At 68.5% G+C, this 19805-nt stretch carries 20 protein-coding genes and 1 pseudogene; 13 read left to right on the forward strand and 8 right to left on the reverse strand.

What is annotated here, in order from left to right:
* Positions 1 to 125 precede the first annotated feature (125 nt).
* The 6 genes and pseudogenes from CGZ93_RS03230 to CGZ93_RS03255 form a co-directional block, all read left to right on the forward strand.
* Positions 126 to 332 (forward strand): annotated as a pseudogene (locus CGZ93_RS03230) (IS3 family transposase); the annotation flags it as partial.
* A 310-nt stretch (positions 333 to 642) separates the two neighbouring features.
* Positions 643 to 2139, forward strand: coding sequence for a methylmalonyl-CoA carboxytransferase subunit 5S (locus tag CGZ93_RS03235; RefSeq protein WP_094362726.1), 1497 nt, complete (start codon positions 643 to 645; stop codon positions 2137 to 2139).
* A gap of 19 nt (positions 2140 to 2158) precedes the next feature.
* Positions 2159 to 3718 carry an acyl-CoA carboxylase subunit beta gene (locus CGZ93_RS03240; RefSeq protein WP_094362727.1) on the forward strand — a complete coding sequence of 520 codons (1560 nt, stop codon included), beginning with the start codon at positions 2159 to 2161 and terminating at the stop codon, positions 3716 to 3718.
* Positions 3719 to 3731: 13 nt separating this feature from the next.
* Positions 3732 to 3995 (forward strand): hypothetical protein, encoded by a 264-nt coding sequence (locus tag CGZ93_RS03245; protein ID WP_094362728.1) that lies wholly within the window; start codon positions 3732 to 3734, stop codon positions 3993 to 3995.
* A 9-nt stretch (positions 3996 to 4004) separates the two neighbouring features.
* Positions 4005 to 4370: a biotin/lipoyl-containing protein gene (locus CGZ93_RS03250; RefSeq protein ID WP_094362729.1), complete on the forward strand. Its 366-nt coding sequence runs from the start codon at positions 4005 to 4007 to the stop codon at positions 4368 to 4370.
* Between the two features lie 172 nt (positions 4371 to 4542).
* Positions 4543 to 5805 (forward strand): L,D-transpeptidase, encoded by a 1263-nt coding sequence (locus CGZ93_RS03255; RefSeq protein WP_094362730.1) that lies wholly within the window; start codon positions 4543 to 4545, stop codon positions 5803 to 5805.
* A 115-nt stretch (positions 5806 to 5920) separates the two neighbouring features.
* Here CGZ93_RS03255 and CGZ93_RS03260 read toward each other — a convergent pair whose 3' ends face one another.
* The 3 genes from CGZ93_RS03260 to CGZ93_RS03270 form a co-directional block, all read right to left on the reverse strand.
* Complete coding sequence (locus tag CGZ93_RS03260; protein ID WP_094362731.1) at positions 5921 to 7288, reverse strand: anaerobic C4-dicarboxylate transporter; 1368 nt, start codon at positions 7286 to 7288, stop codon at positions 5921 to 5923.
* A 6-nt stretch (positions 7289 to 7294) separates the two neighbouring features.
* Positions 7295 to 8740, reverse strand: coding sequence for an aspartate ammonia-lyase (aspA, locus tag CGZ93_RS03265; protein WP_094362732.1), 1446 nt, complete (start codon positions 8738 to 8740; stop codon positions 7295 to 7297).
* Between the two features lie 202 nt (positions 8741 to 8942).
* A complete protein-coding gene (locus tag CGZ93_RS03270) occupies positions 8943 to 10328 on the reverse strand; it encodes a dihydrolipoyl dehydrogenase family protein (protein WP_094362733.1) in 1386 nt (461 codons plus the stop codon).
* Positions 10329 to 10390: 62 nt separating this feature from the next.
* Between CGZ93_RS03270 and CGZ93_RS03275 the strand changes: the two genes are divergently transcribed.
* Entirely contained in the window at positions 10391 to 10915 is a 525-nt protein-coding gene (locus tag CGZ93_RS03275) for a type III secretion system chaperone family protein (protein WP_094362734.1), read from the forward strand.
* A gap of 6 nt (positions 10916 to 10921) precedes the next feature.
* Here CGZ93_RS03275 and CGZ93_RS03280 read toward each other — a convergent pair whose 3' ends face one another.
* The gene (locus CGZ93_RS03280; RefSeq protein WP_094362735.1) at positions 10922 to 11515 is read right to left on the reverse strand and encodes a hypothetical protein; all 594 of its coding nucleotides are present in this window, start codon (positions 11513 to 11515) and stop codon (positions 10922 to 10924) included.
* 68 nt (positions 11516 to 11583) lie between these two features.
* Positions 11584 to 12333, reverse strand: coding sequence for an SDR family oxidoreductase (locus tag CGZ93_RS03285; RefSeq protein ID WP_094362736.1), 750 nt, complete (start codon positions 12331 to 12333; stop codon positions 11584 to 11586).
* A gap of 79 nt (positions 12334 to 12412) precedes the next feature.
* Here CGZ93_RS03285 and CGZ93_RS03290 point away from each other — a divergent pair, with 79 nt between their 5' ends.
* Complete coding sequence (locus CGZ93_RS03290) at positions 12413 to 13165, forward strand: phosphoglyceromutase (RefSeq protein WP_094362737.1); 753 nt, start codon at positions 12413 to 12415, stop codon at positions 13163 to 13165.
* A 90-nt stretch (positions 13166 to 13255) separates the two neighbouring features.
* Here CGZ93_RS03290 and CGZ93_RS03295 read toward each other — a convergent pair whose 3' ends face one another.
* Positions 13256 to 14152 (reverse strand): hypothetical protein, encoded by an 897-nt coding sequence (locus tag CGZ93_RS03295; protein WP_094362738.1) that lies wholly within the window; start codon positions 14150 to 14152, stop codon positions 13256 to 13258.
* Positions 14153 to 14313: 161 nt separating this feature from the next.
* The gene (gene phoU / locus CGZ93_RS03300; protein ID WP_094362739.1) at positions 14314 to 14979 is read right to left on the reverse strand and encodes a phosphate signaling complex protein PhoU; all 666 of its coding nucleotides are present in this window, start codon (positions 14977 to 14979) and stop codon (positions 14314 to 14316) included.
* A 218-nt stretch (positions 14980 to 15197) separates the two neighbouring features.
* Between phoU and CGZ93_RS03305 the strand changes: the two genes are divergently transcribed.
* The 5 genes from CGZ93_RS03305 to CGZ93_RS03320 all read left to right on the forward strand — a co-directional run bounded on the left by CGZ93_RS03305 (position 15198) and on the right by CGZ93_RS03320 (position 19060).
* Positions 15198 to 16427, forward strand: a complete 1230-nt coding sequence (locus tag CGZ93_RS03305; protein WP_094362740.1) for a sensor histidine kinase — start codon at positions 15198 to 15200, stop codon at positions 16425 to 16427.
* A complete protein-coding gene (locus tag CGZ93_RS03310) occupies positions 16424 to 17101 on the forward strand; it encodes a response regulator transcription factor (RefSeq protein ID WP_094362741.1) in 678 nt (225 codons plus the stop codon). Before CGZ93_RS03305 ends, CGZ93_RS03310 begins: the two co-directional genes overlap by 4 nt.
* Entirely contained in the window at positions 17098 to 17778 is a 681-nt protein-coding gene (locus CGZ93_RS03315; protein WP_094362742.1) for a hypothetical protein, read from the forward strand. The genes CGZ93_RS03310 and CGZ93_RS03315 overlap by 4 nt, the downstream gene beginning before the upstream one ends.
* A complete protein-coding gene (locus CGZ93_RS18230; RefSeq protein WP_141211059.1) occupies positions 17771 to 17962 on the forward strand; it encodes a hypothetical protein in 192 nt (63 codons plus the stop codon). Before CGZ93_RS03315 ends, CGZ93_RS18230 begins: the two co-directional genes overlap by 8 nt.
* Before the next feature lie 156 nt (positions 17963 to 18118).
* Positions 18119 to 19060, forward strand: coding sequence for a ribose-phosphate diphosphokinase (locus tag CGZ93_RS03320; protein ID WP_267489709.1), 942 nt, complete (start codon positions 18119 to 18121; stop codon positions 19058 to 19060).
* 93 nt (positions 19061 to 19153) lie between these two features.
* Here the strand turns inward: CGZ93_RS03320 and CGZ93_RS03325 are convergent, their stop codons facing one another.
* Positions 19154 to 19717 carry a hypothetical protein gene (locus CGZ93_RS03325; RefSeq protein WP_094362744.1) on the reverse strand — a complete coding sequence of 188 codons (564 nt, stop codon included), beginning with the start codon at positions 19715 to 19717 and terminating at the stop codon, positions 19154 to 19156.
* Positions 19718 to 19805: the final 88 nt, after the last annotated feature.

Here is a 19805-nt window from a genome sequence, read left to right on the forward strand (position 1 = left end):
GACGAAGTCCGAGATCATCCGGTGTCTGAAACGTCTTCTCGCCCGCGAACTCTGGGCCGCGATGCGACCCATCCGCGAAGCCCGGCCATCCCTCCAAATCGCGGCTTGACAGATATAGGAGCATCAACGCCGCCATGGAATCGTTCTTCGCGCTGCTCCAGAAGAACGTCCTGAACCGCCGCTCCTGGACCCTCCGCGACGAACTCCGCATCGCCATCGTGGCCTGGATCGAAAAGACCTACCATCGCCGCCGCGGACAACACTCCCTCGGGCGATTGACACCCATCGAGTACGAAACCACCATGACCACGCCAGCCCCTCAGGCTGCGTGACCCAACCTGTCACCAGAACGTGCAGCAGTCCCAGCGCATAGCCCGAGCGTACCTAGGCGATGCGGTCAAAGCTCACCTTGGGGCGGAATCGGCACTCGCTCGGCAGCCTCGCAGTTTCGGTCGGTCCCGCCACGCATTCTTAACGTCTTTGAGGCCCTCTTGAAAAGGTGTGCAGGCCAACTGAGACGACTCAGTCCGCGACTCCGGCGAACTCTGGTCAGTTCACAGCCACAATCTACCGCCGTTTGCGGTCGGAAACTGGACCGGGGTGCGGCTTGCGGTGCGGCGTACGGATGAAAGACTCGGTGCCATGAGCAAGAAGATCGGGATCACCGAGGTCGTGCTCCGAGACGGGCACCAGTCGCTGATGGCGACCCGGATGGCGACCGACGACATGGTCGGCGCCTGCGCCGACATCGACGCCGCCGGGTTCTGGAGCGTGGAGTGCTGGGGCGGGGCCACCTTCGACGCCTGCATCCGCTTCCTCAACGAGGATCCGTGGCAGCGGCTGCGCACCTTCCGCGAGTTGCTGCCGAACAGTCGGCTGCAGATGCTGCTGCGCGGACAGAACCTGCTCGGCTATCGCCACTATGAGGATCAGGTCGTGGACAAGTTTGTCGAGAAGTCCGCCGAGAACGGGATGGACGTGTTCCGCGTGTTCGACGCGCTCAACGACCCGCGCAACCTGCAGCGGGCGATGGCCGCGGTGAAGAACGTCGGCAAGCACGCCCAAGGCACCATCTGCTACACCGTCTCACCGCTGCACGACGTCGACGGCTATGTACGCCTGGCCGGCCAGCTGCTGGACATGGGCGCGGATTCCCTTGCCCTGAAGGACATGGCGGCGTTGCTGAAGCCGCAGCCGGCATACGACATCGTGAAGGCGATCAAGGACGCCTACGGTGAGGAAACCCAGATCAACGTGCACTGCCACGCCACCACCGGGGTCACCCAGGTGTCGCTGATGAAGGCGATCGAGGCGGGCGCCGACGTGGTCGACACCTCCATCTCGTCGATGTCGATGGGCCCGGGCCACAACCCGACCGAGTCGGTGGTGGAGATGCTGGAGGGCACTGGCTATGTGACCGACATCGACCAGGACCGCCTGGTGAAGATTCGCGACCACTTCGCCGAGGTGCGCCCCCGCTACAAGCAGTTCGAGAGCGCGATCACCACCGCCGACACCGAGATCTTCGCCTCCCAGATCCCCGGCGGGATGATCACCAACATGGAGTCCCAGCTCAAGGCGCAGGGGGCCGGCGACCGGGTCTCGGAGGTGATGGCGGAGGTGCCGCGGGTACGTGCGGACGCCGGCTATCCGCCGCTGGTCACCCCGAGCTCGCAGATCGTCGGCACCCAGGCGGTGTTCAACGTGCTGATGGGCCGCTACCAGGTGCTCACCGGCGAGTTCGCCGACCTGGTGCTCGGCTACTACGGCGCCTGCCCCGGCGAGCGGGACGCCACGGTGGTCGAGAAGGCGAGGACGCAGACTGGCAAGGAACCGATCACCACCCGGCCGGCCGACGAGCTCGAGCCGGAGTGGGACAAACTGGTCGCCGAGGCGGCCGGGCTGGAGGGCGCCGACGGCAGTGAGGAGGACGTGCTCACCAACGCCATGTTCCCCGGCGTCGCCCCCGGCTTCTTCGCCACCCGCGCCGACGGGCCGAAGAACGTCGGCAAGACCCCCGAACAGGTGGCAGCCGACCGGGCCGCCGCGGCGGGGGAGCCCCACGCCGTCCGCGAACCGATCCGCTATCGCGTCAGCGTCGGCGGACGCACCCAGACCGTCTCGGTCGAACCCGCTTGATTCTGAGGTGATTTCAGCAATGACAGAACAACTTCCGTCGATGTCCCAGCGGCTCGAGCAACTGGCCGAGGCGCGCGCCGAGGTCGAGGCCGGCGGCGGGGAGAAGCGGATCGCCAAGCAGCACGAACAGGGCAAGCTGAGCGCCCGCGAGCGGATCGACGCGCTGCTCGACCCCGGCACCTTCGCCGAGACCGGCATGTTCGCCAAGCACCGCACCACCTTCTTCGGCATGGACACCGCGGTCGCTCCCGCGGACGGGGTGGTCACCGGCGCCGGGGCCGTGCTCGGCCGGCCGGTGCACGTCGCCTCGCAGGACTTCACCGTGATGGGCGGCTCGGCCGGGGAAACCCAGTCCAACAAGGTGGTTGCGATGATGAAGGCCTCGCTCACCACCGGCACCCCGTTCGTATTCATCAACGACTCCGGCGGCGCGCGGGTGCAGGAGGGGATCGACTCGCTGTCGGGTTATGGGCGGGTGTTCTTCAACAACGTGCTGCTGTCGGGGGTGGTGCCGCAGGTGTCCATCATCGCCGGACCGTGTGCCGGCGGGGCGGCGTACTCTCCCGCGCTGACCGACTTCATCATCCAGACCCGCCGGGCCAACATGTTCATCACCGGGCCCAACGTGATCTCCCAGGTCACCGGGGAGAAGGTGAGCGCCGAGGAGCTCGGCGGGGCGGACGCGCACATGAGCCGCTCCGGGGTGTCGCACTTCGTCGCCGACGACGACGAGCAGGCGATCCTGATCGCCAAGAAGCTGCTAAGTTTCCTGCCCCAGAACAACACCGAGGACCCGCCGATCGTCGACGCAGACGATGTGGTGGAGCCCAACGACAAGCTGCGCGAGATCGTCCCGGTCGAGGGCCGCAAGGGCTACGACGTGCGTGAGGTGATCGCCGAGATCGTCGACCACGCAGACTTTCTCGAGGTGCAGGCCGGCTATGCGCAGAACCTGGTCGTCGGCTTCGCCCGGATCACCGGGCGTACCGTGGGTGTCGTCGCCAACCAGCCGCAGGTGATGTCGGGGGTGCTCGACATCAACTCCTCCGACAAGGGATCCACCTTCGTCCGCTTCTGCAACGCGTTCAACATCCCGCTGCTGACGCTGGTCGACGTGCCCGGATTCCTGCCCGGGGTAGCCCAGGAGCACGGCGGCATCATCCGCCACGGCGCCAAGATGTTGTACGCCTATTCCGCGGCCACGGTGCCCAAGATCACCGTGGTGCTGCGGAAATCCTACGGTGGGGCCTATCTGGCGATGTGCTCCAAGGATCTCGGTGCCGATCGGGTTTTCGCGTGGCCGACCGCCGAGATCGCGGTGATGGGTGCCGAGGGCGCGGTCAACGTCGTGTTCAAGCGCGAGATCGACGCCGCCGAGGACCCGGCGGTCAAGCGCGCCGAGATGGTGGAGCTCTATCGCGAAACGTTCTCCACCCCGTTCATGGCCGCCTCCCGCGGGCTGGTCGACGACATCATCGACCCCGCCGACACGCGCCGGCAGGTGGCGATGGCGCTGGAGATCCTGGCCGCCAAGCGGGAGACCCGGCCGACCAAGAAGCACGGCCTCGGCCCGAGCTGATCGGAGGATGACGATGGCTGAATCCGAAGCCGAGTTGAAAGAACTGGTACGCCGGCTCTCCGAGCGCCTGGACACCGTCGAGGCCGAGCTCGCCGAGCTGCGCCGCCGCAGCGACGAGGACGTCCCCGAGGACGTGCTGATCGCCATCTCCGCGGCCGTCGCTGCCTATCTGGGGCACCGCGCCAAGGTCAGGGCGGTGCGCTTCCGTCGGACCGGGGTGTGGGCCCAGCAGGGCCGCAGCGCCGTACAGTCCCGGACCGTCCCGCACACCCGCTAGGAGAACGAGATGAAGCTGAAGGTGACCGTCAACGGGACGCCCTACGAGGTCGAGGTCGAGGTGGCCGAGGAGGAGCGTCCGAGTCTGGGCAGCCTCGTCATCGGCGGTGCCCAGGGGACGCCGACCGCGCCGACGTCGGCGTCGGTGCCCGCGGTGTCGGCGAACTCGGTGGTCGCGCCGCTGGCCGGATCGATCGCCCGGATCCTGGTCGAGGAGGGGGACTCGATCGAGTCCGGCCAGGTGCTGGTCGTGCTGGAGGCGATGAAGATGGAGACCGAGATCACCGCCCCCCAGACCGGTACCGTCGCCGCCGTGCACGTCGCCCCCGGAGACCCCGTCCAGGGCGGCCAGGTCCTCATCGACCTCGCCTCCTGACGCTGCACAGCCCACGCTGGCTGAGCCTGTCGAAGCCAGCCCCTACGTTGGCTGAGCCTGTCGAAGCCACCCGCGCCGAAGGAGCCGGAATAGGTGACGAAGCAACTATTCGGAACTTCTCATGGCAGAATTGCGCGGAACGCGCGGGCGGTCCGCGCTGCTGAGGGGGGACATGCGGGCACCGGGGATTGTCGGAGCGATCGCGAGTTGCCTGCTGCTGGTCGGCTGTGGTGGAGGGGCCGCGGGCGCCGCGAACAGCACCCCTGAGCCGGCGCCGAGCGCCCCAGCGAGCCCGTCCGCGGCGCCGAGCAGCGCGGCACCGGCGCCCACCCCCGCGCCGAGCTCGCCGCCCCCGGCGACCGGCCCCTTCGGCCTGGCCGTCAACGTGCCCAACGGCGCCAAGGGCGTACCCGTCGACACCCTGATCACCGTCACCCCGCAGTTCGGCAAGGTCGAGTCGGTCACGGTGAGCACCACCGCGTCCGGCAAGAGCACCGTCCCGAAGATCGGCGGCGACGTGAACGACCAGGGCGCCTGGGTGGCGGCCAGCCGACTCGACCCCTCGGCCAGCTACACCGTGACCGCCTCCGGCGTCGGCAACGACGGTTCGCGCAAGACCGAGAAGGTGCAGTTCAACACCGCGGCGCTGTCCCGGTCGATGGAGGTGTTCCCGACCCTCACCCCGGTGCAGGGTGGTCCCTTCGGCGTGGCACAGCCGGTGGTGATCCAGTTCGATCACCCGGTCGCCAACAAGGCCGAGTTCGAGCGGAACCTCCGCGTCACCTCCATCCCCGCCCAGGAAGGCTCGTGGGGCTGGATCGACGACAAGACCGTGCACTACCGGCCCAAGGACTACTGGCAGCCCGGCACCGAGGTCAACCTCGACGCCAACCTCAACGGGGTGAACGCCGGCAACGGGTTCTATGGCCAGGAGAGCCGCACGCTCAAGCTGAAGATCGGCCGCAAGCAGGTCGGCCGCGTCGACATCTCCGGGCACAAGATCTCCTGGGAGACCGACGGGCAGCCGGCCAAGAGCTATCCGATGTCGGCCGGCAAGGAGGGGTTCACCACCCGCTCCGGCACCAAGGTCGTGATGGAGAAGGCCGAAAACATCAAGATGGAAAGCGAAACCACCGGCATCTCCCGCGACTCGGCGGAGGGCTATTCGGTCAAGGTGGCGTACGCCCTGCGGGTCACCTCGTCCGGTGAGTTCATCCACTCCGCACCCTGGAACGAGGGGAAGTTCGGCCGGGTGAACGCCTCCCACGGCTGCGTCGGCATGTCGGAGGAACAGATGTACTCGCTCTATGAGCAGGCCCAGATCGGCGACCCCGTCGTCTTCACCGGCTCCGACCGCCCGACCGAGTTCGGCAACGGCTGGAGCGCCTGGGACGAGAGCTGGGACCAGTGGCGCACCCACTCCGCCCTCAAGTGACCTGCACGTTGGCTGAGCCTGTCGAAGCCACCTGCACGTTGGCTGAGCAAGCGCCGGCGAGTCGAAGCCCGGTCCCCCGCGTGAGGTCCCTTCGACAGGCTCAGGGAGCGTACGGTCAGAGGATCATCGCGCCGAACAGGTAACCGAGGCCGACGGCGAACGCGACGGTGAGCACGCCCGGCACCAGGAACGGGTGGTTGAACACCGCCTTGCCGACCCGGGTCGACCCGGTGTCGTCCATCTCCACCGCGGCCAGCAGCGTGGGATAGGTCGGCAGCACGAACAGCGCCGACACCGCGGCGAACGCGGCGACCAGACCGACGTTGCCCACCCCGAGCGCGATCGCCGCCGGCATCAGCGCCTTCGCCGTTGCCGCCTGCGAATACAGCAGCGAGGCGGCGAAGAACAGCACCACCGCGAGCAGCCACGAGTGCCCCTGCAGCAGCCCGCCGGCCGCACCCTTGATCGTGTCGATGTGGGTGTTCACGAACGTGGTGCCCAACCAGGCGACACCGAGCACGCACACCGACGCGCTCATGCCCGACTTGAACGTGGGCGCGTTCAGGATGTCCGCGGGCCGGATCTTCGAAACCAGCACGATGATCGTGGCGATCGACAGCATGATCGCGATGATTGCCGCGTCGCGCGGCATCGGCGGGTTGGCGATCCACTTCAGCTTGTCGCTGATCGCCGCCGAATAGAGCATCACCAGCACCAGGCCGATCAGGAAGATCACCACCGACGCCTTCGCCCCCTTCGGAGCCGCGTACGCCTCGGCGTCGCGATGGTGCACCAAACCGGCCGCCTTGCGCTCCTGATAGACCGGGTCGAACTCCAGGGCCGACTTCTTGTTCACGAACTTGTCCCAGGCCAGCGTCAGCGCCGCAACGATCATGCAGGCGGGGAAAGTGGCCAGGAAGGTGACCGCCAGGATCTGCAGATAGTCGACAGGCGGCTGCCCGCCGTGCGGCTTGCCGAGCTCGGTGGACAGCCACACCACGGCCGCCGAGATGGGCGAGGCGGTGATCGCGATCTGACTGGCCACCACCGCGATCGACAACGGCCGCGCCGGTCGGATGTTGTTCTCCTTGGCCACCTCGGTGATCACCGGCATGGTCGAGAACGCGGTGTGACCGGTGCCGGCCATCCACGTCATCAGATAGGTGATGATCGGCGCGAGAAACATCAGGTGCTTCGGGTTCTTGCGCAGGATCACGTCGGCCAGGTGCACCAGATAGTCCAGGCCGCCGGCCACCTGCATCGCCGCGATCGCGGCGATGACGGCCATGATGATGGTCACCACGTCGACCGGAATGTCAAGCTTGACGGAGGTTCCGTCCACATAGAACGTACGCACCTTGGCACCGAGCAGGCCCAGCACGATCACGCCCAGGCCACCGGCGAAGCCGATCCCGATGCCGCCCAACCGGGCGCCCAGGAAGATCGCCAGCAGCACCACCAACAGGTGGATCCACACCATCATCTCAACTCACCTCGTCGCCTGGGGGTCCTGCTGGATCTCAGCCAGGGTTGACAGATCACGCGGGTGCATCAGGTTCTCCACCGAGAAGATCTCATCCAATTGCTGGGGGGACAGGAGGTTGCGCTCCAGCACCACCTCGCGTACCGACTTTCCGGTGGCGGCGCACTCCTTGCCGACCAGGTCACCGTTGTGGTGCCCGATCACGTCGTTCAGATAGGTGACGATGCCGATCGAGCGCTCGACATATTCGCGGCACCGCTCGACATTGGCGGTGATCCCATCCACACAGCGTTCGCGCAGGTTGTCGCACGCGTTGCTGAGCAGGAAGATCGACTCGAACATCGCCTGGCCGATCACCGGCTCCATCACGTTCAGCTGCAACTGACCGGCGTCCGCGGCCATGGTCACCGTGAGGTCGTTGCCGATCACCTTGAAGCACACTTGGTTGACCACTTCCGGGATCACCGGGTTCACCTTGGCCGGCATGATCGAGGAGCCGGCCTGCAGCTCGGGCAGGTTGATCTCCTTGAGCCCGGCGCGCGGTCCCGAAGCGAGCAGCCGCAGATCGTTGCACACCTTGCCCAGCTTGACTCCCACACGCTTCAGGGCTGCGTGCACCATCACGTAGGCCCCGCAGTCGCTGGTCGCCTCGATCAGGTTGGGAGCCGGTATGCAGGGATAGCCGGTCACCTCGGCCAACTTCTCGACGGCCAGGTGGGCGTACCCGACGGGCGTGTTCACCCCGGTTCCGATCGCGGTCGCGCCGAGGTTGACCTCGAGCAGCAACTCGGCGGTGCGCTCCAGCTGCACGATCTCCTCGCGCAGCGTCGCCGCCCAGCCGTCGAACTCCTGGCCGAGGGTCATCGGCACCGCGTCCTGCAACTGCGTGCGGCCCATCTTCAATACGGTCGCAAACTCGGATCCCTTTGCCTGCAGGGAATCCGCCAGCCGCGACAGCGCGGTGGTCAGACCGGAGATGGAGGCGTACACCCCGATCCGGAAGCCGCTGGGATAGGCGTCATTGGTCGACTGGCTGCGGTTGACGTGGTCGTTCGGGTTGATCACCGCATAATCGCCACGCGCCCTGCCCAGATTTTCCAGGGCGAGGTTGGCGATCACCTCGTTGGTGTTCATGTTCACACTGGTGCCCGCACCCCCCTGGAAGACGTCCACCGGGAACTGGTCCAGGCATCGCCCGTCGGTTAGGATCTGGTCACAGGCGGTGACGATCGCGTCGGCCACGTCCTGTGGCAGGACGCCCAACTGGGCGTTGGCCAGCGCTGCCGCCTTCTTGACCATGACCATGCCGCGGATGAACTCCGGGACGTCGTTGATGGTGCTGTTGCTGATGGTGAAGTTCTCGATCGCGCGCAGGGTGTGGATCCCCCAATAGGCGGCTTCCGGGACTTCACGGGTTCCCAAGAGATCTTCTTCGATCCGGACACCGGACATGGTGTGCATTCTCCTTCGTGGCGCATCTCCCGGCCGGTGTTTCCTGGCCGCCTGCCACAACTTTCACGCTAGACCCGCGTCGATCCGGCGAAAACTGGGGGTCGGCCCCCCAAGGAGCGGCAGTTTTCCTGGGACGACTAGGCCTTTTGTACGCCTGTCGGCCAGAGCGCGCGCGACGGCCGCGGGGCAGGTGTGGGCAAGATCACCGCTGGCGACCGGGGGGCTGGTCGAGCAGCCGCAGCCACACCTCGCTGGCGGTGGGATAGGACGGCACCGCGTCGGCAAGCTGGGTGAGGGTGAGCCCGCCGACGATGGCTACCGTGGCCGAGTGCAGCAGCTCGGCGACCTCGGGCCCGACGAAGGTGGCGCCAAGGAGTTGTCCCGTCTCGGCGTCGGCGACCAGCCGGGCGTGGCCGGTGGCGTCGTCGCGCAGCAGCGCGGCCCCGGCGGCGCTGGTCAAGTCGGCGTCGAGGGTGATCACCGACCGACCCGCGTGCTCGGCGTCGGCCCGGGTCTGCCCGGTCCAGGCAACCTGCGGATCGGTGAACACCACCTGCGGGACCGGCGCCTCGACAGGCTCGGCGAACGAAGGGGCCGGCCTGCCCTCGGCTCGTGCCGCGATCAGGGCGCCGACCTGGCGCGCGCGATACTTCCCCCAGTGCGTCAGCGGCGCCTCTCCCGACGCGTCGCCGACCAGGTGCAGCCAGTCCCCGTGGTGCTCGTCGAGCCCGAGTCCGGCGGTCGCCGGCCGTCGCCCGGTGGCCACCAGCACCTCCTCCACCTCCAGTTCGCCCCGGTCGGTGTCGAGCGTCACCACCCCACCGTGCGGGATCCCGAGGCCGGTCTGCTCGGGCCTCTCCCGCCGCGCCGCGTCGACCGTGGCGTTCAGGCGTACCTCGATTCCGTTGCTGCGCAGGGATTGCGCCACCGCATCACCGGCGAACGGTTCGGCGCGGGGGAGCAGCCGATCACCGCGCACCAGCATGGTGACCGTCGCGCCGAGGGCGGCCAACCAGCGCGCGGCCTCGCAGGCGACCACGCCGCCGCCGATGATGGCGATCCGATCGGGCACCTCGACCACGCCGGTCGCGTCCCGGGAGGTCCAGGGCGCCAGCTCGGCGTACACGTCCGGAATCGTCGGTGTGCTGCCGGTCGCCACCACCACCGCCTCCCGGGCCCGCAGCCGGCGTACGCCACCGCTGGCGTCGGCGACCTCGACGGTGCGCTCCCCGCTGAGGCGACCGCGGCCGCGGATCACCGTGATCCCCGCGCCCTCGGCCCAGCTCACCTGGCCCTCATCGTTGTAGTTCGCCACCCATTCGTCGCGGCGGGCCAGCAGGGCCTCGCGGTCGAGCCGGACCGGCCCGCCAACACCGCCGAGGGCGTTGGCGGCGGCGATCACGTCGAGCGGGCGCAGCAGCGCCTTGCTGGGCATGCAGGCGTAATAGGAACACTCGCCGCCGACCAGCTCGGCCTCGACCAGGGCGACGGTACGCCCGGAGTTGCGGATGGCATGGTCGGCCGCGTTCTCACCGGCCGGCCCGGCGCCGATCACGATGACGTCGAATTCTTCTGTCTGAGTGGACATGGCGCTCCTGAGCCTCGGGTGCCGCCAGCGTAGACCGTTCGGTCCACCCGTACGGTTGGGGGATGGAGCGCAGGGAGTTGACCGCCGAACGGGACCGGGCACGCAGTGTGGTCGAACAGGCCGTGGCCGAGTTGGAGCTGGAGAGCAGCGCAACGGCGGACACGATCAGGGTGACGCTGCCGGGGACCCGGAAACTGCAGACCGAGTGCGCGCTGGTGTTCGGCGGTCAGGCGATGGAGGTGCGCGCGTTCGTCGCGCGCAACCCCGACGAGAACCACGCCGCGGTCTATCGGTGGTTGCTCGAGCGCAACCTGCGCACCTATGCCGTCGCGTTCTGCACCGACCGGCTCGGCGACATCTATCTGATCGGGAAGGTGCCGTTCGCGTCGGTGACGCCCGAGGAGGTGGATCGGGTGCTCGGCTCGGTGGCCGAGGTGGCCGACGACTCGTTCAACACGATCCTCGAGCTGGGGTTCGCCTCCTCGATCCGCAAGGAGTGGCAGTGGCGGATCTCCCGCGGTGAGTCGACGGCCAACCTGGCCGCCTTCCAGCACTTGGCAGAGCCCGCGGAATCCCAACCGGAGTGAGGTTTCTCAGCCGGTGGTGAACTGCCGTTCGTCGGAGTCGCCGGGCTCGGAGTCGTCCGACTCGTCGGCCTTGCGCTCGCCGCGCCGCTTCAGCGCGCCCATCCCGGGCAGGCCCTGCATCGCCGCGGTCAGGTCGGTGACGGCGTCGAGGATGCGGTTCACGTCGGGGCCGATGTGGTCGATCTGGTCGAGCATGCCGGGCAGCCGGTCGATCATCCCCTTGATGGCGCGCACCTCGTTGGGGTCGATCGACTCCACCACCTGCTGCAGCAGCGGCAGGGCGGTCGGGGCGAGCTTCTCCATCGGCTCGAGCATGGCCTCGGTACGCCCGACGAGCGCTTCACTGCGCTTCACCAGGGTGCCGGCCTTGGTGGCGACGGCGTCGACCTTGAGGCGGGTCTGCTCGGCTCCGGCCAGCAGGTCGTCGGTCACCTCGAGGGCTTCCTCGGCGGCGGTGAGCAGGGTTTCCGCGCGGTCGACCATCGCGATCACCCGCGGTATCAGCTCGATCAGTTCACGCACCTGATCGGCGCTGTCGTTGAGTCCCTGCCTCACCGTGCCAGCGGCAGTGAGCAGATCTGCCGGTCCATAGATGCGCATGGTGGCCATCCTTGCAGGCACGCCCTCCGTGTCGACACGCGGCCCTTCGACAGGCGCAGGGGAGTGGCTCAGCGGCGATGGATCTTGTGCTGGGCGGGCTGGGAACGCGGTCGGATCACCATCCGGTCGATGTTCACGTGACCGGGGCGGGTGGCGATGAAGCCGATGCACTCGGCGACGTCCTCGGCGACCAGCGGGTCGACGACCCCGGCGTACACCTTCTCGGCCTTCTCCGCATCGCCGCCGAAGCGGTTCAGCGAGAAGTCGGTGTGCACCATGCCCGGGACCACCTCGGCGATCCGCACCGGCCGGTCGAACAGCTCCAGCCGCATCGCCTGCACGATCGATCGCTCGGCCGCCTTGACCCCGCAATAGCCGGCGCCGCCCTCATAGCCACCGTCGGCGGCGACCGAGGTGATGAAGATGACCTCGCCCTCCGCGGCTTCGACGGCGGGGAGCAGCGCCTTGGTGACGCGGGCCGCGCCGAGGACGTTCGAGTCGTACATCGCCTGCCAGGCCGACAGGTCGGCCTCGGCCACCGGCTCCAGGCCGAGCGCCCCGCCGGCGTTGTTCACCAGCACGTCCACCCGGTCTCCGGCGGCCCTGGCGAGCTCGGCGACGGACTCGTCGGAGGTCACGTCGCAGGTGACGGCGATCCCGTTGATCTCCTGGGCGAGCTTCTGCACGTTCTCGGTACGCCGGGCCGCGCAGACCACGGTGAACCCCTCGCGGGCCAGCGTGCGGGCGGTCGCTGCGCCGATGCCTGCGCTGGCACCGGTGACGACGGCGATGCGTTGGTTCTGGTTGGTGGTGTCCATGGCGCGATTCTGCCATCGTCGGCGTACCCCGCCCGGACCACCCCGGTCCCGCGGACACCGTCCGCACTAGGCTCGGAGCATGAGCGCACAGTTGATCCTGCTCCGTCACGGCGAGAGCGAGTGGAACGCCAAGAACCTGTTCACCGGCTGGGTGGACGTGGACATCAACGAGAAGGGCGTGGGTGAGGCGAGGCGGGCCGCCCAGCTGCTCTCCGACGAGGGCCTGCTGCCGGACAAGCTGCACACCTCGCTGCTGCGTCGCGCGATCCACACCGCCAACCTGGCCCTCGACGGGTGTGACCGGCACTGGATCCCGGTGCAGCGGTCCTGGCGACTCAACGAACGCCACTACGGCGCGCTGCAGGGGCTGAACAAGTCCGAGACCCTGGAGAAATACGGCGAGGAGCAGTTCATGCAGTGGCGCCGCTCCTATGACACCCCGCCGCCGGTGCTCGACAAGGACGCCGAATATTCCCAGTGGGACGACCCCCGCTATGCCGACGTGCCCGAGTCGGAGCGCCCGCAGACCGAGTGCCTGAAGGATGTTGTCGCGCGGATGATGCCCTATTGGGAGTCGGACATCGTGCCCGACCTCGCCTCGGGGCAGGTCGTGCTGGTCGCCGCCCACGGCAACTCGCTGCGCGCCCTGGTGAAGCACCTCGACGGCATCTCCGACGCCGACATCGCGGGGTTGAACATCCCGACCGGCATCCCGCTGTTCTACGAGCTCGACGACGCGCTGAAGCCGACCACCCCGGGCGGGCGCTACCTCGACCCCGAGGCCGCGGCGGCCTCCATCGAGGCGGTCAAGAACCAGGGCAAGAAGAAGTAGCCCGCGCACCCGGCGAGCCGCCGGCACGTCAGCGAGTACAGGAACGCTCGTGTCGGTGCCGGCGGCTCGCGACGTCGCAAGGCTCACGCGTCACGCACCGCTGGGCTGCCTGCGCTGCGCTTGCCACCGCTCGAGAATCCGCTCCGGGTGATAGAGGTCTCCCCAGCCCCACCGGGCGACACCCCAGCCGTCCCCACGCAGGGCGTTCTCGCGCTCCTTCTCCTCCCGGATCGCCCTGGTCTGGTCGCCCAGCTCTCCGGTGTACTTCACGGCGCCGTCGAACTCTCCGATCACCCGCTCGGCGTGCCACACGAAGTCGGGGCGACCGAGGAACACACCGGTGCGCGAGTGAAGGATCCGCACTTGCAGCTCGGGTGCCGGCAGTTCGAGGCGATGCAGGACCACGCGGCTGAACGATTCCCCAGCGCTTGCGGCGAGAGGGTTCGCGAACTCGATCGCCGAGCGCAACAACCTCGCCCCACGAACCCGCACCAGCTCGGCGGCCCGCTCCTGCAGCAACGCCCGGGGCACCTCCTTGGCCAGGGCGGCGTCGGCCAGCGCCACCGCCTCCTCGAAGCGCACCAGGCGGGCCAGGTCGAGCACGGTCCGGGCCATGGTGGTGACCCGGAAACCGGCAACGGTCGTCACGTCGGTGTCCGGCAGTTCGGCTCGGTGCAGGTGGACATGACGTGAACGGTTCCCGGGTACGCCTGGTCGAGTCACCGTGACCCGCTCCAGCCGCTCCCGCCACACCGGCAGGCCGTGGAGCACGGCTGCGGATGCATGACTCACCACCGACTCTTCCAACAGCAGGGGCATCGTCGCCTCGATCAGCTGGCGATGCCGTTCCACGGTTCGCGGCGCGGGGAGTGGGTCATCGGCGTACACACCACGGCGCACCGCATAGAGGTGGCCTTTGGCCAACCGGGTCCGGATCTGGGCCGAGGTCGCGCCCTCGGCGGTGAGTGAAGCGGTGCGGCGCAGCATGTCCCCAGTTACTCATCGCACCGTGTGCTGGGGTGTTGGCCGACAGGGGCGAGGTGTTGTCATCCGGCGTACGCCTGCAGCTGGCGAGCGGCCAGCACGCCAGCGAGTGCAGCAACACTCGTGTCGGTGCCGGCGGCTCGCGATGATGAAGGGCGTACGCCTCAGGCGGTGGTCCAGGTGTCGTCGCCGGAGGTCTCGCCGGTGACCACATAGATCACGCGGCGTCCCATCGACACGGCGTGGTCGGCGATCCGCTCGTAGTAGCGGCCCAGCAGCGCCACGTCGACCGCGGCCTCGACGCCGTGGGTCCACTCGTCGCTGAGCAGGATCCGGAACTGGCTGCGGCGCAGGTCGTCCATCTCCTCGTCGATCTCGGCGAGTTCGTTGGCGACCTCGACGTTGCGGCTGTGCAGGGTGTTGCCGGCCTTGTTGACCATCTCCTCGGCGACCTGGGCCATCCGCTTGAAGTTGCCCTCCAGCGCGTCGGGCAGGGCCTTCTCCGGATAGCGCAGCCGCGCCACCTTGGCGACGTGCGCCGACAGGTCACCCATCCGCGCCATCTCGGCCACCATGCGCAGCGCGGCCACCACGGTCCGCAGCTCGCCGGCCACCGGGGCCTGGCGGGCCAGCAGTCCGAAGCAGCGCTGCTCGATGTCGTTGTGTGCGTTGTCGATCTTGGCGTCGTCGGAGATCACCTGCTCGGCCAGCTGGATGTCCGCGCTCAGCAGCGCCTGGGTGGCGCGGTTCACCGCCGAGGTCACCAGACGGGACATCTCCACCAGATCGTTGACGACGGTGTCGAGCTGTTCGCGGTAGGAATCTCTCATCTCCGGATGACCTCACTTGTTCGATGGCTCGACCCTGGTATCGAGCTCCTGGGGGCTTGTGCGCCCAACCTACGGGGCGCCTCCAGGCGTCGGCTCCGTCGGCGTGAACGCGCGGTGAACACTTGTCGAACAAGATGCCAGATGCCGGGCCGAAGTGCGAACAGGAGGGGACGCCGCGGCTTCGAGCAGGTGTCCGGCGGCATACGATGCCAACCGTGATGTGGATCCTCTGGGTGCTGGTCGGGGTGGTCCTCGGCCTGCTCGTCGGGCTCCTCGTCGGCCGCCGCAGCGGTTCGGCGGAGGTCACCCCGTCAGAGCCCGAGCCCGAACTCGAGGCGACCCAGACTCCCGTCGTCCCCGAAGGCGTGTCCCAGGTGATCAACGTGCTGCGGTCCTCGGCGGTGGTGATCGGGCCGCACGACCAGGTGCTGCAGTCGACCAGCCAGGCCCGCACCTTCGGCCTGGTCCGCGGCACCCGCGTCGCGGTGCCGATCCTGCTCGACCTGGTGCGCGAGGTACGCCGGGACGGCCAGATCCGCACCGCCGATCTCGAGCTCCGCCGGGGCCGCGGCGCGCCCTCGCTCTATCTGTCGGCCAGGGTCGCTCCGGTGGCCGACCTGGTGCTGGTGCTCGCCGAGGACCGCACGGCAGCGCGTCGGGTGGAGGAGACCCGCCGCGACTTCGTCGCCAACGTCAGCCACGAGCTGAAGACCCCGATCGGGGCGATCCGCCTGCTCTCCGAGGCCGTGGAACAGGCGGCCGACGAGCCCGATGCGGTGCGCAACTTCGCCTCCCGGATGAACCGCGAGTCCGGTCGGCTCTCCGAGCTGGTCGGCCAGATCATCGAGCTCTCCCGCCTGCAGGCGGCCAATCCGCTGCCCACCGCCGAGTCGGTGGACATCGACGCGGTGCTCAGCACCGCCGTCGCGCGCAGTGCCGAACGCGCCCGCGCCCGCGGCCTCACGCTGACCGTGGCCGGGGAGCAGGGCTGCCGGGTGATGGGCGACGCCGAGCAGCTGACCACCGCAGTGTCCAACCTGGTTGAAAATGCGGTGATCTATTCCGAGCCGAACCACAAGGTCGCGGTGGCCGCCCGGCACACCGCGGATGCCGACGACGAATATGTCGAGCTCACCGTCTCCGACTCCGGGATCGGTATCGACGCCAAGGACGTGCCGCGCATCTTCGAGCGCTTCTATCGGGTCGACTATGCGCGCAGCCGGGAGAACGGCGGGACCGGGCTGGGGTTGTCCATCGTCAAGCACATCGCCGGTGCGCACGGCGGCACGGTCAGCGTCTGGTCCAAGCCGGGTCAGGGGTCCACGTTCACGATCCGCATCCCGGCCCATGCGGATCCCGAGTATCTTGCGGCCATCGAGGCCGAGACAGGTTTGGTACAAATGACCCAGATTGAGCGCAGTGAGACGACCGGGGAGGTCCCGCGATGACGCGCGTGCTGGTGGTGGAGGACGAGGAGTCCTACCGCGAGGCGTTGGCGTACATGCTGCGCAAGGAGGGCTTCGACGTGATCGAGGCTTCCAACGGGCAACAGGGGTTGGAGGAATTCGACCGCAACGGGGCCGACATCGTGCTGCTGGACCTGATGATGCCCGGGCTGCCCGGCACCGAGGTCTGTCGCCAGCTGCGGCTCCGCGGGACCGTGCCGGTGATCATGGTCACCGCCCGTGACGCCGAGGTGGACAAGGTGGTCGGGCTCGAGCTGGGCGCCGACGACTATGTCACCAAGCCGTTCTCCCACCGCGAGCTGGTCGCCCGGATCCGCGCGGTGCTGCGCCGCGGCCAGGACGTCGAGCTGGTGCCCGACGTGGTCGAGTCCGGGGGTGTCCGGATGGACGTGGAGCGGCACACGGTTTCGGTCAACGGCGAGCCGGTGCGCCTTGCCCTGAAGGAATTCGAGCTGCTCGAGATGCTGCTGCGCAACGCCGGACGGGTGATGACCCGCGGTCAGCTGATCGACCGGATCTGGGGTGCCGACTATGTCGGTGACACCAAGACCCTCGACGTGCACGTCAAGCGACTGCGCTCCAAGATCGAGCCCGACCCGGCGCAGCCCAAATATCTGGTGACCGTGCGCGGGCTGGGCTACAAGTTCGAGGGGTGAACCGCCCGACGGCTGAGCCTGTCGAAGCTCGGCAGAGGCTGGGCCTCGCGGCCCGGCTGCTGGGCGCCGCCGGCGCCCTGGCCGCCGGGGTGCTCACCGCCCCGGTGACCGGCATGTGTGAGCAGTTCGGACCCTGTGGGGCGCCGACCAGTCTCACCGTGCTGGCCTGGGGGGAGCGGCTGCTCGTGGTGGGTCTGGTCCTGCTGGCGGCGGGATTTCTCGTCTGGGTTGGGTACGCCGCCACTCGGGCGGGCGAGCCGATCCCGGCCCGGCTGCCGCTTCCGGTGCAGTTGCTGCTGCTGATCGTGCTGGTCGACCTGATCCTGATGGTGCCGTTGGGGGCCGCGCTGATCGCCGGGCGCCATCTGTTCGTCGGGCTCGCCTGCTGGTGGCTGCTCGGCCTGGTCTGGCTGCTCGCCCGGCCGCTGCGGGCCCGCGGGCTGTTCGAACGGGAGGTGCGGGCGTTTGCCCTGGTGCTCGGTCTGGCGGCCGTCGGCAGCGCGGCGGCCGTGGCGTGGGCGGCCCGGCTCGGCCTGACCGACATCCGGGTCACCGAGGACGCCCACGTCCCCTGGGCCTGGCCGGCGCTGCTGATCGGCCACCTCGGCGTACCCCTGCTGGTCGGACTGCTCGCCGCGCAGCGAACTCGTGGTCAGTTGACGTCGCACCATGGCTGAATCCCACGATGACCCCGATCGTCAGGACGATGGCCCGAAGGGCCCCCGCAAACTGTTGCGCCTGCCTTCGGCGTACGCCGACGGTCTGTCCCAGGCCGGCTATCCCTCTTCGGTCACCGGAGGCGGCCGACCCAGTTTCGACCGGCCGGACGGGGGCGCGACCCGGTCGAGGATGACCACGTGAGCCACGCCGAGGCGCCGGAGGACCCGGAGACGATGGTGTTCCGCCCGCGGCGGCCGATGCCGCCACGGCGCCGCGAGGACGGCTGACGACCCGGTTGGGGGAGCTCGCGGCGAGTGGATCTGCGGTTGCGGGCAGGTGAACGCTAGGGTGTTCGTCGTGACCGACGACATCACCGTTTTCACTGGTTCTGGATCCCCGGCGTTCGCGAAGGAGATGTGCGACATCCTCGGTGTCGAACTCTCCCCGGCCGACATCACCCGCTTCTCCAACGATTGTCTCCAGGTGCAGCTGCAGGCCAACTGCCGCCGCAAGGACGTCTATATCGTGCAGCCGCTGGTGCCGCCGGTGCAGGAAAACCTGGTCGAGCTGCTGTTGATGCTGGACGCCGCCCGCGGGGCCTCGGCGAGCCACATCACCGCGGTCATCCCGCACTACGCCTATGCCCGCTCGGACAAGAAGGACGCCTCCCGGATCTCGATCGGCGGCCGCCTGGTCGCCGACATGCTGTCCGCCGCCGGCGCCACCCGCGTGATCACCATGGCGCTGCATTCCGAACAGGTGCACGGATTCTTCTCGGTGCCGGTCGATCACTTGACCGCGGTTCACGAGCTCGCCGACCACTACACCTCCAAGGACCTGAGCAACACCGTCGTCGTCTCCCCGGACTTCGGGTACGCCAAGGTGGCCTCGCAGTTCGCCCGCCTGCTGGAGCTCCCGGTGGCCGCCGGGTCGAAGCGGCGGATGGCCGACGACAAGGTGGTGATCGACCGGATCGTCGGTGACGTCGAGGGCAAGGACGTGATCATCATCGACGACGAGATCGCCACCGCCGGCTCGATGATCGAGCTGATCGACCGGCTCCGCGAATACAACGTCAAGTCGATCTCGATCGCCTGCACGCACGGACTGTTCACCGGCAAGGCGGTCGAGCGGCTGAACGCCCAGGACGACGTCACCGAGATCGTCACCACCAACACCGTGCCGCTGACCGGCGAGCGCACCCCGGCCAAGCTGGAGACCCGGTCGGTGGCGCCGCTGTTCGCCGAGGCGGTACGCCGGCACAACTCCGGTGAGTCGGTGTCCTCGCTGTTCAACTGAGGCTGCGCTGGCCCCGTGTCGGGAGGATCCTCTCGACACGGGGCCATTGCTCCGCTCCGCTGCGCATGGCCACTGCTCGAGGAGCGTAACCGCCTATTTGGCGGGGGCGGGGGAGACGGTGATGTAGTCCTGGCGCAGGCCGTCGACCACGGGCACCCGCAGGGTGGTGGTGGCGCCGCTGCGGAAGGACAGCGTCAGCTCCACCAGCAGCCCGGGCTTCAGGTCGGGGGAGTTGAGCTGGATCGCCGGCTGACGGGTCAGCGTGACCAGCTGCCCGGGCGGCAGGGGCACGTTCGCGGTCGCCTGTAGCGGGGGTCCGGCAGGCTCGCCGGTCGGGGTCAGCGCGGTCCCGCGTACCCCGGTCAGGGCATCCTCGGGGGCCGGCTCGCGGCGCGTCACCAACCCGTCGGGGACGACCTTGTCGGCGGGAGCCAGGATCGCCCCGGCCAGGAACCCCTGTCCGGCGGTACGGCTGATCACCGTCAGGTTCCGCACCTTCAACGGGGTGCTGGCGCTCGGCGTGGTGATGTCGGCGTTGACTCCCTCGGCCGGGGTGTAGGGCTGCAGCGTCTGCGGCGTACCACACGCACTCAGGCCGGCCAGAGCGCCGATCAGCGCGGTGGCGGCGATGGTGCGAGAAAACTTGGATGTGCCCACTTGGCGGTGCTCCTCAACTCCCGTGATCCGTCCGCGGCAGCCTACCAACAATCCGTTGACCGGGGTCTCGCGGCACACAGAACTATGA

Origin of the sequence: Enemella dayhoffiae, assembly GCF_002250625.1 — a bacterium.
GTDB classification, from domain to species: Bacteria; Actinomycetota; Actinomycetes; order Propionibacteriales; family Propionibacteriaceae; genus Enemella; species Enemella dayhoffiae.